This is a genomic window from Alphaproteobacteria bacterium (assembly GCA_017308135.1).
GTDB lineage: Bacteria > Pseudomonadota > Alphaproteobacteria > CACIAM-22H2 > CACIAM-22H2 > Tagaea.
In genome coordinates, this window is sequence record JAFKFM010000008.1 from 620242 (window position 1) to 634499 (window position 14258).

14 protein-coding genes are annotated in these 14258 nt (G+C 65.6%); 10 read left to right on the forward strand and 4 right to left on the reverse strand.

Going from position 1 to position 14258, the window contains the following annotated elements:
* Positions 1-40: 40 nt before the first annotated feature.
* From J0H39_11240 to J0H39_11280, 9 genes are all read left to right on the forward strand, one after another.
* Positions 41-1030 carry a TRAP transporter substrate-binding protein gene (locus J0H39_11240; GenBank protein MBN9497317.1) on the forward strand — a complete coding sequence of 330 codons (990 nt, stop codon included), beginning with the start codon at positions 41-43 and terminating at the stop codon, positions 1028-1030.
* A 76-nt stretch (positions 1031-1106) separates the two neighbouring features.
* Positions 1107-1493 carry a RidA family protein gene (locus tag J0H39_11245; GenBank protein ID MBN9497318.1) on the forward strand — a complete coding sequence of 129 codons (387 nt, stop codon included), beginning with the start codon at positions 1107-1109 and terminating at the stop codon, positions 1491-1493.
* Positions 1494-1503: 10 nt separating this feature from the next.
* Positions 1504-2982 (forward strand): aldehyde dehydrogenase family protein, encoded by a 1479-nt coding sequence (locus tag J0H39_11250; GenBank protein ID MBN9497319.1) that lies wholly within the window; start codon positions 1504-1506, stop codon positions 2980-2982.
* A gap of 207 nt (positions 2983-3189) precedes the next feature.
* A complete protein-coding gene (locus J0H39_11255; GenBank protein MBN9497320.1) occupies positions 3190-4461 on the forward strand; it encodes a 3-isopropylmalate dehydratase large subunit in 1272 nt (423 codons plus the stop codon).
* The gene (locus tag J0H39_11260; GenBank protein ID MBN9497321.1) at positions 4458-4949 is read left to right on the forward strand and encodes a 3-isopropylmalate dehydratase; all 492 of its coding nucleotides are present in this window, start codon (positions 4458-4460) and stop codon (positions 4947-4949) included. The genes J0H39_11255 and J0H39_11260 overlap by 4 nt, the downstream gene beginning before the upstream one ends.
* Positions 4946-5797 carry an isocitrate lyase/PEP mutase family protein gene (locus tag J0H39_11265; protein MBN9497322.1) on the forward strand — a complete coding sequence of 284 codons (852 nt, stop codon included), beginning with the start codon at positions 4946-4948 and terminating at the stop codon, positions 5795-5797. The genes J0H39_11260 and J0H39_11265 overlap by 4 nt, the downstream gene beginning before the upstream one ends.
* Positions 5794-7434 carry a hydantoinase B/oxoprolinase family protein gene (locus J0H39_11270; GenBank protein MBN9497323.1) on the forward strand — a complete coding sequence of 547 codons (1641 nt, stop codon included), beginning with the start codon at positions 5794-5796 and terminating at the stop codon, positions 7432-7434. Before J0H39_11265 ends, J0H39_11270 begins: the two co-directional genes overlap by 4 nt.
* On the forward strand, positions 7431-9461 hold the full coding sequence (locus J0H39_11275; GenBank protein ID MBN9497324.1) for a hydantoinase/oxoprolinase family protein: 2031 nt from the start codon (positions 7431-7433) through the stop codon (positions 9459-9461). The genes J0H39_11270 and J0H39_11275 overlap by 4 nt, the downstream gene beginning before the upstream one ends.
* Position 9462: 1 nt before the next feature.
* The gene (locus tag J0H39_11280; GenBank protein ID MBN9497325.1) at positions 9463-10047 is read left to right on the forward strand and encodes a cysteine hydrolase; all 585 of its coding nucleotides are present in this window, start codon (positions 9463-9465) and stop codon (positions 10045-10047) included.
* On the opposite strand, the gene J0H39_11285 is transcribed toward J0H39_11280, so the two are convergent.
* Positions 10044-10883, reverse strand: a complete 840-nt coding sequence (locus tag J0H39_11285; GenBank protein MBN9497326.1) for a GntR family transcriptional regulator — start codon at positions 10881-10883, stop codon at positions 10044-10046. The genes J0H39_11280 and J0H39_11285 overlap by 4 nt on opposite strands.
* Positions 10884-10909: 26 nt before the next feature.
* Between J0H39_11285 and J0H39_11290 the strand changes: the two genes are divergently transcribed.
* A complete protein-coding gene (locus J0H39_11290) occupies positions 10910-11419 on the forward strand; it encodes a nuclear transport factor 2 family protein (protein ID MBN9497327.1) in 510 nt (169 codons plus the stop codon).
* On the opposite strand, the gene J0H39_11295 is transcribed toward J0H39_11290, so the two are convergent.
* Genes J0H39_11295 through J0H39_11305 form a run of 3 tightly spaced genes read right to left on the reverse strand, consistent with a single transcriptional unit; the run spans position 11347 to position 14206 of the window.
* Positions 11347-11979, reverse strand: a complete 633-nt coding sequence (locus J0H39_11295) for a hypothetical protein (protein ID MBN9497328.1) — start codon at positions 11977-11979, stop codon at positions 11347-11349. The two genes, J0H39_11290 and J0H39_11295, sit on opposite strands and share 73 nt — an antisense overlap.
* Positions 11976-12818, reverse strand: a complete 843-nt coding sequence (locus J0H39_11300) for an alpha/beta hydrolase (GenBank protein ID MBN9497329.1) — start codon at positions 12816-12818, stop codon at positions 11976-11978. Before J0H39_11300 ends, J0H39_11295 begins: the two co-directional genes overlap by 4 nt.
* Positions 12815-14206 carry an FAD-binding protein gene (locus tag J0H39_11305; protein MBN9497330.1) on the reverse strand — a complete coding sequence of 464 codons (1392 nt, stop codon included), beginning with the start codon at positions 14204-14206 and terminating at the stop codon, positions 12815-12817. Before J0H39_11305 ends, J0H39_11300 begins: the two co-directional genes overlap by 4 nt.
* Between the last annotated feature and the right edge of the window lie 52 nt (positions 14207-14258).

Below are 14258 nucleotides of genomic sequence, written 5' to 3' on the forward strand. Positions count from 1 at the left end.
CGCAAACCAATCGAACCACGAACAGGAAGGAGTCTCCGTCATGATGAAACGTTTCGCCGCGGCCGCTTTCGCCGGCCTCGTCGCCCTGCTGCCCGGCCCCGACGCCGCGGCGCAGACCTATCAAATGAATATCGGCCACGTGCTTGCCGATACAAGCTCGTACCAAGTCGGCATGAAGTACTTCGCCGACGAGATGGCCAAGCGCACCAATAATCGCGTCAAGGTCAATATCTTCCCGGCGGGCGGCCTGGGCGGCGAGCTGCGCTTGGTCCAAGGCGGCACGACCGGCACGGTCGACGGCTTCATCATCGGCCAGCCGTCGCTGGAAGCCACGATCCCCGAGTTCAAGATCCTGTCGCTGCCCTATCTGTTCGACAGCGAGGCCGAGGCGATCAAGGTGCTGCGCGGCAGCTTCGGGCAGAAATTCCTCGACCTTCTGCCCAAATACAACATGGTCGGCCTGGGCTGGGCGGGCGTGTTCACGCGCGGCATTCCTGCGACGCGCGCCGTGGAGACCGCCAACGACCTTCGCGGCTTGAAGGTGCGCGTGATGCAGTCGCCCGGCTACATCTCGACCTTCAACTCGCTTGGCAGCCAGCCCACGCCGATCCCGTTCGGCGAATTGTTCATGGCGCTGCAGACGCGCGTCGTCGACGCAACCGATCTCAGCCCCGATCTCGTGATCTCCGGCCAGTTCCTGAAGGCAATCACGCATTATTCGCAACCCGGCATCCATCAACTACCGTCGATCTTCGTGATGTCGAAGGCGAAGTACGATTCCTTCCCCGAGGACATCCGCAAGATCGTGCTGGAAGTCGGCCGCGACGGCGCCGCCGCCGCGACGACCGAGCAGACGCGCGTGATGGCCGCCGGCCTCGAGGAAATGCGCGCCGCCGGCATCAAGATCTCGACGCCCAATCCCGCCAGCTTCCGCGAGGCGGCGATGAAGGCGTGGCCGTCGATCACCCAGGGCGTGCCGAATGTCGACGCCTATCTCGACGAGTTGAAGAAGGCGAAGGCAGCACCCTGACCGGCGGGGGCGCCGCGCACCCCCCGGCGGCGCCCCTTCCCGCCTTGCGAGTAGCACGAAGAAAGGAAACGCCACGATGCGCACCGCCGTCCAAACGCCATTGCCGCCGATCGACGCGCCCCTGGAATGGGCGACGATGTCGAACGGCGTGTTCTACACCGCCGTCATCGGCACGCTGCCCGATGGCACGATGGACACCGGCGATATCCGCTCGCAGACCAAATACACGCTCGACAATCTGAAGCTCTGCGTCGAAGCGGCCGGCGGCACGATGGACGACGTGACGCAAGTCTTGGTCTATCTGACCAAGCGCGCCGACGCGAAGGGCATGAACGAAGTTTACGCCCAGTATTTCAAGGCGCCCTATCCCAATCGCGCGACTGTCGTGATCTCAGAACTTCTCGTTCCCGGCTGCATCGTCGAGATGGTCGCCTACGCCCATATAGGCAAGGCCAAGGCCTGACCGGCGACGGATGCGCGACCTTCTCCATATCGATGGAAAATGGGTGAAGCCCGTCGCGGGCGGCACGATCCCCGCGATCGACCCCGCGACGGGTGAAACCTTCCATCGCATTGCCGCTGCAACGGCACCGGATATCGATGCGGCCGTGAAAGCCGCGCGCGCCGCCTTCGATACAGGCCCGTGGCCGACCCTGTCGGGCAAGGAACGCGCCAGCGTGCTGCGCAAGATCGCGGCCGCGATCAAGGCACGACAATCGGAACTCGCCGCGCTCGAAACGCGCGACAACGGCAAGCCGCTGCCCGAAGCCGAATGGGATATCGGCGATGCCGCCGGGTGCTTCGACTATTACGCGGGCCTCGCCGACGCGCTCGACGCGAATTCGATCGAGACGATCGCGCTGCCCGATGCGCGCTTTACGTCCAAGGCGGTGAAAGAGCCCGTCGGCGTATGCGGCGCGATCGTGCCGTGGAACTATCCGCTGCTGATGGCGGCGTGGAAAGTGGCGCCCGCCCTCGCCGCCGGTTGTACGGTCGTGCTCAAACCGTCGGAGCTTACCTCGCTGACGGCGCTGGAACTCGCGGCCATCGCGCAGGATGCGGGCTTGCCGCCGGGCGTGTTGAACGTCGTTACGGGCCTCGGCCCGCAAGCGGGCCAGCCCCTCGCCGACCATCCGGGCATCGACAAGCTCGCTTTCACCGGCTCCGAGATCACCGGCAGCAAGGTGATGGCCGCCGCCGCGCGCGACATCAAACGCGTCAGCTTGGAACTCGGCGGCAAGTCGCCCTTCATCGTATTCGACGACGCGACGATCGACGACGCCGTCGAATGGATTCTGTTCGGCGTGTTCTGGAATCAGGGCCAGGTCTGCTCGGCGACCTCGCGCGTGCTGATCCATGACGCGATCTACGACAAGCTGCTCGACCGGTTGATCGCCGAGACGCGCAAGATCAAGATCGGTGCGGGGACGGAACAAGGCGTGCTGCTCGGGCCGCTCGTATCACAAAAGCAGCTCGACCGCGTGCTCGGTTATATCGAACGCGCGCGCGCCGATGGCGCCACTATTCGCTGCGGCGGCAAGCGCCCGACCGGGCGCGACGCCGGCTACTTCGTCGAACCGACGATCCTGACCGAAGTCCCGCTCGACAGTGCCGCGTGGCGCGAGGAGATTTTCGGCCCCGTCCTATGCGTCCGCCCCTTCAAGGACGAGGCGGAGGCGTTGCGCCTCGCCAATGACAGCGTCTTCGGCCTCGCCGGCGCCGTGATGTCGGCCGATGCGGCGCGCGCCGAACGCGTCGCGGCAAAACTGCGCGCGGGCATCGTGTGGATCAACTGCTCGCAGCCCACTTTCACCGAAGCGCCCTGGGGCGGATTCAAGCGCTCCGGCATCGGGCGCGAACTCGGCAAATGGGGTCTCGACGCCTATCTCGAGGTGAAGCAGATCACCCGCTATGCCAGCGCCGATCCTTGGGGCTGGTACATCAAGCGTTAATCGCGCCCGGCAAAGACCCGGCGTCGCGACATTGGACGCGGTGGGAACGGCCGATTTTTCCGGCCGGCGGGGACGCTTGCCTTGGCGAAAGCGGCGGCTAGACAAAAAGATATAAAGCTATATCTTTATAGCTAGTCCGACGGCGGGACGAGCCCCCCGCCCGATTCGCCGGCCCGGACACAAGAAACAAAGGTCCCGCGAACAGGCATGAACAGGCCGCAAACTCTTGCCCAGAAAATCGTCGCGCGCGCCGCCGGGCGGGCGCATGTCGATGTGGGCGAAGTCGTAACCTGTGCCATTGACCTCGCGATGATGCACGATTCCGGCGGCCCGCGTCGCTTGCAGCCGATGCTCAAGCGCCTCGGCGCCAAGATATGGGATCCCGATAAAGTCGTCGTCGTCAGCGACCATTACGTGCCCGCGGTTGACGCCGAAAGCGCCTCGATCCTGAAACTCACCCGCGAATTCGTGCGCGATCACAAGATCGAGCGCTTCCACGACATGCAGGGCATTTGCCATGTCGTGCTGCCGGAGAACGGCCATCTGCGCCCCGGCTTGTTCGTCGTCGGCGGCGACAGCCACTCGCCCACCGGCGGCGCGTTCGGCTGTTTCATGTTCGGCGTCGGGGCGACCGAAATGTGCGGCGCCGTCGTCACCGGCGAAATCTGGCTGAAAACCCCCGCCACCATTCTGCTGAATTGGCACGGCAAGCTCGGGCCGATGGTCTCGGCCAAAGACATGATGCTGGCGCTGTGCAAGCGCCTGGGTATGGGCGGCGCTGAGTATCAGGTCGTGCAATACGCCGGCGACGCGATTTCCGGATTGCCGATGTTCGAGCGTATGACCTTGTGCAACATGGCGGCGGAGCTGGGCGCGCAAGTCGGCCTGATCGCGCCCGACACCGTGACCGAGTATTTCCTCGCCGAGCGCGGCGTGACCAACATCGACACCGCACGCTGGCAAGGCGATGCGGGGGCCGAATATCTACGCGTCGAGAATTTCGACGCGAGCGACCTGGCCCCGCAAGTCGCCGCCCCGCACAGCCCGGCGAATTCCGGCCCTGCCGCCGAGCAGCGCGGTGTGGCCATTCATCAAGCCTATATCGGCGCCTGCACGGGCGCGAAGATCAACGATCTTCGCATGGCCGCCGCCGTGCTGCGCGGCAAACGCGTGGCGCCGAATGTGCGCTTGCTGGTGGCACCCGCGACCGCGCGCACGACAGCCGAAGCCGCCGCCGACGGCACGCTCGCGGCGCTGGCCGAAGCCGGCGCCATCCTGATGCCGTCGGGCTGCGGGGCGTGTGCCGGCTATGGTGCGGGCGTGTTGGCGGAGGACGAAGTCTGCATCGCGTCGACCGCGCGCAATTTCAAAGGCCGCATGGGTGCGTCGAGCTCCAAGGTTTATTTGGGCTCGCCCTACACCGTCGCGGCCGCCGCGATCGCGGGCATGATCGTCGATCCGCGCGAGGTGGCGTCATGACCGGGCGCGTCTGGCTGTTCGGCGACGATATCGACACCGATATGCTCGCCCCCGGGCTTTACATGCGCGGCGGCATGGACGAGCTGATCAAGCATTGCTTGGAAGCTGCCGATCCCGATTTCGCAAAGAACGTGCGTCCCGGCGACGTGGTCGTCGGCGGGCGGAATTTCGGCATCGGCTCGTCGCGCGAACAAGCGGCACAGGCGTTGGTCATGCTCGGCGTCAGCGCCGTACTCGCCGTGTCTTTCGCCGGCATCTTCTATCGCAACGCCCTAAATCTCGGCTTGATGGCGCTGGTCTGCCCGCAAGCGAAATCGATCCGACAAGGCCAAGCTTTGACTGTCGAGCCCGAGAATGCGCGCGCGATCGATCCCACGACCAACGAAAGTTTCGCCTGCGAGCCCCTCCCCGCGCACCTGATCGCCATGGTGCGCGCGGGCGGGTTGCTGGCGCATTTGGAACAACGGCTGAAAGCGTCACACCTATGAGTTTGAAGACGAAAATCGGCAACGGCCTGGTCGTCGCCCCGGGCGTATCGGACGCGCTGGGCGCGCTGATCGCGACCGAAGCGGGCTTCGACGCGGTTTATCTTTCCGGGGCGAGCATCGCCTACACGCGCTTCGGGCGGCCGGATGTCGGCCTCGTTACCGCGACGGAAGTCGAAGCGTGCCTTGCCGCGATCTGCGACCGCGTCGAGACGCCGGTGATCGTCGATGCGGATACGGGCTTCGGCAATGTGCTGAACGTACAGCGCACCGTGCGCGCCTTCGAGCGCGCGGGTGCGGCCGCGATCCAGATCGAAGATCAAAGCTTCCCGAAGCGCTGCGGCCACCTTGCCGACAAGAAGGTCGTGCCGGCCCAGGAAATGGTTGGCAAGATCCGCGCGGCGGTCGACGCGCGCGTCAGCGCCGATACGCTGATCGTCGCGCGCACCGACGCGATCGCCGTCGAAGGCTACGATGCGGCGGTCGAGCGTATGGAGCGCTACGCCGAAGCGGGGGCTGACGTGTTGTTCGTCGAAGCGCCGCAAGACGTCGCGCAACAACGCGACCTGCCCGCCAAGCTCGGCCATCTCGGGCCGCTGCTCGCCAACATGGTCGAAGGCGGACGCACGCCGATCGCCGACGCCAAGACGCTCGCCGCCATGGGTTATCGCGTCGCGATCTTCCCCGGCGGTTTGGTGCGCGCGGCCGCGCACATGACGCGCGCCTATATGGCGTCGTTGAAGGCCAACGGCTCCAACGAGCCGTTCCGCGACCGCATGCTCGACTTCAAGGAATTGAACGGCCTTGTCGGCACGCCCGAATTGCTCGCCTTGGGAAAGAAGTACGAATGAGCCTGGATCCGATCACGCTGGCCGTACTCAAAGGCCGCCTGGAGCAGATCGCGGACGAAATGGACGCGACGCTGTTCCGCAGCGCCTTCAACCCGATCATCGCCGAAGCGCACGACGCGTCGCACGGACTTTATCATGCGACGACCGGCGAAACGCTGATCCAGGGCAAGTCGGGCCTGCCGGTTTTCGTCGGCGCGATGTCCTTCGCGGTGAAGGCCGTGATCGACAAGGCGGCGCAAGACGGCGACCTCGCCGACGGCGACGTCTATATCTTCAACGACCCGTATGACGGCGGCACGCATCTTTCGGACTTCAAGCTGGTGCGCCCCTATATGCGCGACGGCAAAGTGTTCTGCTGGCTCGCCTCGGTCGGCCATTGGCACGACGTGGGCGGCAACGTGCCGGGCAACTACAACCCCGTCGCGACCGAATGCTTCCAGGAAGGCATGCTGATTCCGCCGGTGAAGCTTTACGCCGCCGGGAATCTGCGCGGCGATATCGTGTCGATCCTGCGCAGCAATTCGCGCCTGCCGACCAGCCTGTATGGCGACATGAACGGCCAGGTCGGCGCGCTCGATCTCGGTATCAAACGCATGGACGCGCTGCTCGCCGAATACGGTGCCGCGTCCGTCCAAGCCGCGTTGGGCGAGTTGCGTGCGCGCGCGGCCAAGATGATGCGCGCCAATATCGCCGACCTGCCCGACGGGCGTTACAGCGCGGAGGATTGGCTCGACAACGACGGCATCGTCGACGAGCCGCTGAAGATCGGTCTCGACATCACCATCGCCGGCGACAAGATGACGCTGGATTTCTCGCGCACGGCGAAGGCTTGCGCGGGTCCGGTGAACATCGCCTATTCGACCGCCGTCGCCGCCTGCTACGTGGCGCTGAAGCACGTCTTCCAGGACGTGCCGGCGAATGCGGGCGTGCTCGACCCGATCGAGTTCAAAATTCCCGAAGACTCGCTGCTGTCGGTCAAGGCGCCCAAGCCGGTCGGCGGTTACACCGAAACGATCCTGCGTTTGATCGACGTCGTGTTCCAGGCGATCGCGCAAGCCGCCCCCGAACGCACGAATGGTTGCGCCTACGGCACGATCAACGCGCTGTCGCTGGCGGGCTGGCGCAAGAACGGCCAGCGCTGGGTGATGTTCAGCTTCTTCGGCGGCGGCCATGGCGGCCATCCGCAGGGCGACGGCCTCAATCACGGCAACGCGCCGATCTCCACCGCGACGATTCCGCCGGTCGAAATCCTCGAAGCCGCCTACCCCGTCATGTTCACCCAATGGGCGTTGCGCCCCGATTCAGGCGGCCCCGGCAAACATCGCGGCGGTCTGGGGGCGATCTACGAAATCGAACTGCTCGAAGAAAACGCCGACGTGTTCCTGTTCGGCGAGCGCGGCAAATTCGCACCCCCCGGCGTCGCGGGCGGCCAAGCGGCCGCGCGCAACCGCTTCCTCTACGCCGAAAACGGCGTCGAGCGCGAACCGCCGCAGATTTCCAAAATGGTCGGCCTCAAGCTCAAGCGCGGCGAACGCCTGCGCCTGGAAACGCCGGGCGGCGGCGGCTACGGCAATCCCGCCGAGCGCCCGAAGGAAGCCATCGAACGCGACCGCACACTGGGTTACGTGACGAAATGAATCGCAAGCATGTCATCGGCGTCGATGTGGGCGGCACGTTCACCGACGTTTTCGTTCTCGACGAGTCCACCGGCAAAGTCGAAATCTCCAAGGTTCCCTCGACGCGCGGCGACCAATCGGTCGGCTTCATGGCCGGTATCCGCGCCAAGGTTCCCGATCTCGCCACCGTCGCGACCGTCGTCCACGGCACGACCGTCGGCACCAACGCGCTGCTGGAGCGCAAAGGGGCGAAGACCGGCGTCATCACCACGCGCGGCTTCCGCGACGTGCTGGAAATGCGCCGCCGCGACCGGCCGACGACCTGGGGGCTGTGGGGCACGTTCGAGCCCGTCGTCCCGCGCGATCTGCGCTTGGAAGTCGCCGAGCGCACGCTGGCCGACGGCACGATCCACACGGCCGTCGATCTCGATCAGGTGCGCGCGGCCGCGAAAACGCTGATCGAAAAGGGCTGCGAAGCGGTGGCGCTGATCTTCGTCAACGCCTTCGCCAACGACGCCAACGAACGCGCGGCGGCCGAAGCCTTGCGCGCAGTCTGGCCGAACCCGCATGTCTCGATCTCGACCGAGTTGCTGCCGGAGATCCGCGAATTCGAGCGCGCGTCGACGACAGCGCTCAACGCCTATCTTCAGCCGCCGGTCGGCTCGTATCTCCAGCGTTTGGAAAATCGCCTGAAGGAAGGCGGCTCCGACGCGCAGATCCTGATCGTGCAATCCAACGGCGGCGTCATGAGCGTCGAGTCCGCGCGCCGCCGCCCCGTGCGCACGGCGCTGTCGGGCCCGGCCGCGGGCGTGATCGCGTGCCAAGCGGTCGCGGTCGCCGCCGGGTTCCCCAACGTCATCACCTGCGATATGGGCGGCACCTCGTTCGACGTGTCGCTGATCGCCAACGGCGAAGCGGCTTTGGCGGCGCAGACCTCGATCGATTTCGGCATGGTCGTGCGCACGCCGATGATCGAGATCGTGACCATCGGTGCCGGCGGCGGGTCGATCGCGGGTTTGGATCGCGGCGGCTTGCTGCAAATCGGCCCCGAAAGTGCGGGCTCCGACCCCGGCCCCGTCTGTTACGGCAAGGGCAATACGCGCCCGACCGTCACCGATGCCAATGTCGTGATGGGCCGCATCGACGCCGAACGCCCGATCGGCGGCGGCAAGAACAAGCTCGACGTCGCCGCGGCCAAAGCCGCGATCGAAACCCATGTCGGCAAGCCGCTGGGCCTCGACACGATGGCGGCTGCGGAAGCGATCATCCGTGTGGCCAATGCCCGCATGGCGGGGGCGATCCGTCTCGTCTCCATCGAACGCGGCTTCGATCCGCGCGATTTCGCGATCATGCCTTTCGGCGGCGGCGGCTCGCTGCATGTCAGCGCCCTGATGCGCGAAGTGGGCTTGGGCCGCGCGCTCGTGCCGCGCTTCCCCGGCGTCACGTCGGCGCTGGGCTGCGTCATCGCCGATATGCGCCACGATTTCGTGCGTACGGTGAACCGCGTGCTCGACCAGATCGACATGGCGTCCCTCGCCCAGCAGGCGAAGGATGCGGCCGAAGAAGGCGGCAAGCTGCTGGATGCGGCCGGTGTCGGCTTCGCGTCGCGCAGCGTACGCCTGTCGCTGGACATGCATTATCTCGGGCAGACGCACACGCTGTCCGTGCCGCTGGAAGCGAACGAATTCACGACCAAGGGCGTCATGGCGGCGTTCGAGCGCGCTTACGAAGCCGCGTTCGGCCGCACGCTGAAGGGCGTCGCCGCGAAGGTGTTGAACCTGCGCGTCGCCGCCATCGGCCATCGCCCGAAATTCGATCTGCGCACCATGGCGCCGACATCGACGACCATGCCCACGCCGCGCCATCGCGACGTGTGGATGGAAGGGGCCTGGCACAAGACGGCGATCTATCCGCGCATGGAATTGCCGGTCGGCGCCAAGATCGCCGGACCTGCGATCTTGGAACAGCCCGATACGACGATCCTGGTCGAGCCGGGCTTCGCCGCCCAGGTCGACGCGTTCGGCAATCTAGTCATCGAGCGAGGTTGATATGGCGGACGCGCTGCTGCTGGTCGATCTGCAGAACGACTTCATCCATCCCAACGGCGCCTATGCACGTGGCGGGGCGAAGTCGGCGGATATCGCGGCGTTGCCCGCACGGCTGGTTCCGCTGGTTCAGGCGATGCGCAAGCGCGGTGCGTGGATCGTCTCGACGCATTTTACGCTTGTACCCGGCCGCAACGGCGAACCTTTCATCGGCGCGCATTTGAAGAAGCTGCGCCCGTTCCTGGGCAAAGGCGATTTCGCGCCCGGCGCCTGGGGCCATGCGTTGCTCGACGAATTGGCGCCCAGCGATATCCAGGTGGATAAAGTCGCCTACTCCGCCTTCTATCAAAGCCGGCTGGAATTCGCGCTCGCCAAGGCGGGCATCAAGTCGATGCTGGTCGCGGGCATCGTGACCAATGGCGGTGTGGCCTCGACCGTGCGCGACGCGCATGTGCGCGACATGTCGGTGACCGTGCTGGAGGATGGCTGCGCCGCCTTCGATCCGGCCGTGCATCGCGCGTCGATCGAATCGTTACGCAGCGTGGTGGGCGTCACCACCATCGCGGCGGCAATGGAAAGCCTCGGCTAACCGTGGCTGTGGTGGCGGCCCGACACACCAACATCGATCGATTTGACGGTCTGGTCGGGCGACAGCACCATTTCCATCTGGTAGCGATCGGGCCGATAGAACGCGGTCAGGAATTCGATCGGACGATCTTCCTTGTCGCGCACGACGCGTTGCAGCTTCAACAAGGGCGCGCCGATATCGGTCGCCAGACACGACGCCGCGCGCTGGTCGGCCAGCGTTGCCGTAATCACCTGACGCGCCTGGCCGATGACCGTGCCGTTGCGCCGGATCAATTCCAGCATCGGATGCTGGGCGAGATCCTTCGCGTCGAAGCCCTGCCCGACATCGGCGGGCAGCACGGTGATGAGCATCGAGATCGGCTGCTTGCCGATGCTGCGCACGCGCAGCGAACGCTGCACTTCGGCGCTTTCGGGCAGTTCCAGCGCTTCGCTTTCCGTGACCGTCGCGGGGCCATAGGCGAAATCCAGCACCGCCACTTCGGTGCTGCGGCCCATCGCTTCCATCGTTTGCAGCCAGCTGCCGACGGGCGCGCGCAACGGCGCCGCCGGGGCGCGATATTGCACCGTGGTGCCGCGCCCGCGCGCGCGCGTGACGAGGCCGGCATTCGCAAGCTCCGTCATCGCGTGTTTGGCGGTGATGCGCGACACGCCGTAACGCCCGGCCAATTCATGTTCGGAGGGCAGCACGTCGCCGTAGCGATAGCGCCCGTCCAGAATGCCGTCGCGCAACACCAGGAATATCTGGTGATAGAGCGGCGCCTTCAGGCGCGCGTCGATGCCGCCATTGTCGGCCATCGTCGGAACGGATTTGCGCAAGGCGGCGCCTTTACGGGTCATGGCGGGCTGCGATCCTTCGGAACGGCGTGCGACGAAAACTCTATCGAAGCGTTGGGGAGAGCGTCCTTATGACACAAATGGTTGAGAGCGGGCCAGCGGCCACGGCCATACGTTTTTTGCGGTCGCTCGAAAACGGCGATCTCGCCGCCGTCAAAACGCTCATAGCGCCGGAATTTACGATGCAATTTCCCGGCGGCGTGGAATTCGCGGATTTCGACGCGCTGTTCGCCTGGGCGCGCGGCCGCTACACCGGCGTGCGCAAAAAATTCGAGCGAATCGACGCGGCCGAGTCGAACGGCACGGCCATCGTCCATGTCAGCGGCACGCTGTCGGGACGCTGGCTGGACGGCGATGAATTTTCGGGCATTCGCTATATCGACCGCTTCGACTTGAAAGCCGGCCTGATCGTTCGCCAGACGGTCTGGAACGATATGGGTGAAGCCAAGTTGAAGCGGCAGACGGGTCATGGCGCAGCGATCAACCCCGCCGACAAAACCAGCTCGGCTTCCGGCACCTCAGGGGCGTCGGGCGTGTAATCGACGCGCAGCCATTCGAGACCCAGCGGATTGCCCTCCGCGATCGGCCAATTCCACTTGGCGGAGCCCACGCCCGCGAAATGCTTGGCGAGCACGTCGGTCACCGCGAAGGTCAGATCGCCGCCCGATGGCGGCTTGCCTTGCCCCGCCGACAAACGCAATTTGTCACGCGGCGCGGCGTTACTGCGCGACACGCGCCGGCAGAGATAAGCGTGGCGCAGCACCGGCGGCCGTTCGCCGGGGCCATAGCCCCACAGGCGGATCCATTCCTTGCGGAACCCGTCGAGATCGGGATTGAACCAAACGCGCTCCAGATCGCTTTCGTCGGCGAGGCCCTGGAAATCGTAATAGGTCCACGAGAGCGGCCCGCCCTTCGACACGCCGTCGACGATCCAGTTCGCGTAATGATGCACGCCGGGAATGGCGTTGAAGAACGGATTGTCGGTTTCGACCAGCCAGGGGTGATAGCCCTTGGCGACGGCCTCCGCGCCCACCGTGTAGGCGATGAAGATCATCACCGGGCAATCGGCGATCAGGCGCGGTTTGGCTTGTCCGGTCATTGGCGATCCAAAAATTCGGCGATGGTCGCGGCCGTGGCCGCATGGAAATCGGACGCCCCCCAGCGCGGGGTCGACGCGCGCGTGGCGCCGGGGATCAGCGCCGCGACTTCGGCCGCGTAGCTGTCCAGCATGTCCGACGGCGAGGTCAGCACCAGCACCGGCAGGTTCAGCTTCACCAAGCTGTCGCGCTTGGGATGGCGGAACGCCGCGCGATACGAACGATGATAGGTGCGCATCGCCTTCAAAACTTCGACGACGAAATCGTGGAACTCCTCGGCGTCGGGCAAGCCGTTGGGCAAACGCCCCTCGGCGGTGCGGTTGTAGTACGGCCAGAACAGATATTGGTCGCGGCAGAAATGCCAGACCTTCAAAAGATGCGTGCCTTCGAGGTCGGGGGCGATCTCGCGCGCGTAGTTGCGCAGCACATCCGATTGCTCGTCGGCCGCGTAAAGCCCCATGCCGTCGATCACCAAACGGCGCACCTTGTCGGGGGCCGCCAGCGCGATTTCCATCGCGATCGACGCACCGGTATGGCTGCCGTAGAGATCGATCTTCCCGTCGACGATTTTGTCGATCGCCGCGCGCGCATGGGCGGCGAGATCGGGGATCGCGGGGGTCGGATCGGGCAACGCATCGGAATCGCCGTTGCCGGCCGTGTCCGGCGCCACCACACGACGTCCATTCGCGAGCAACGCCGCCAACGAGGCGACTTGGCGCGAGGCGCCGGGCGATGCGTGGATCATTACCAGCGGCGTGGCGTCGCCCGCACCGCCTTCGCGATAATGGACTTGCAGCGCGCCGACATCGGCGAAGCGGCGCTTGAGTTTCACCGGATTCATGCGGCCTCCAACAAATCGCGGCCGGCGAGCTTGGCGCCCAACCAGCGGCCGAAACCCAGAGCGGGCGTGACGCTCATCCCGCCGACGAAGGCGTTGCCCGACAACGTGGCGCCGCCCAAGGCCTCGCCGATCGCATAGAGGCCGGGGATCGGCGAACCGTCCGCGCGCACAACGCGCAACGCGCGATCGACCGTCAGGCCCGACGGCGTTTTCAGCACCATGCCGTGCATGCGAATGGCGCGGAACGGCGCCTGCGCGATCGGCAGCGGGCGCGATTCGCGGCCCAGCGGATCGGGTTTGCCCGAACGCAGCGCGTCGTTATAGGCGGCAATAGTCGCATTCAGCGTGGCGGCATCGCAGCCGATACGCGTGGCGATCGCATCGAGCGTTGGCGCGATCACGAAATTCTCGTGCGACGTCCACGCGGCGGCGAGTTCGTCCGGCTTCCAGCCCGGCAACAGCGGCGGGGCCTCGCGCCAGATGCGCTCGTCGAACACCGCCCAGAACAACGCGTCGGGCAATGTGTTCAGCGCGCGCTCGCGCGCATCCACGCTGTCAATGTCTTCGCGTACGAAGCGCTTGCCTTCGCTGGACACGAAAACTTCCCAGGGTGCGCGCACCTGGGGTGTCAGCGACGGCAATTGATCCCACAGGATTTGATGCCCGCCCGACTGCGCGGGGATGCCCGCGAAGGTCGGCAGATAATGTTCGCCGCCGCGCAGAACGCCACCGACAGCGAGGCCGAGTTCGATCCCCGCCCCCGTCGCGGTCGGCAACGCCGCCGTATGAAGTTTGCGCCCGCCGGTCCAGCGCGCGAAGCGTTCGGCGTTGCCGCCATAGCCGCCGGTCGCCAGCACGACATGTTTGGCCGCGATGGTTTGTTCCGCGCCATCCTTGCCGCGCACGACGATGCCGGTGACCGCACCGTCTTTCGCTTGGCGCAGCGCCACGACTTCGCTGTTCAGCAGCAGCGTCGCGTTGGGTTGGGCCATCGCCGAGTCGAACAGCGGCTTGACGACTTTCAGCACAGACCGGCCGCCGGCCACACCCCAGAACGTGCGCGCGGTGCGGTACGCTTCGTGGAAATGCAGGATCGCGGGCGTCACCGGATCGAATTCGAACCCGGCCGCTTCCAGCCAATCGATCGTGCTGCCGCCAAGCTGCGTCGCCAATTCGACCAGATCCGCCTGGCACGTGCCCCGGCTGATGCGCAAAACATCATCAAGATGCGTGCGCCAATCATCGGCGATTCCACGCGATTTCTGGCGCTTCGCACCCGCACCGCTCATCTGTGCCGCCGAAACATGCAAGGCGCCGCCGATGCGTTCGGCCTGTTCGATCACGACGACCTTGGCGCCGGCCCGGACCGCTTCGATCGCGCAAGGCATTCCCGCCGTGCCCGCGCCTACAATCGCAACATCGACAGTCAGCGAAGAATTG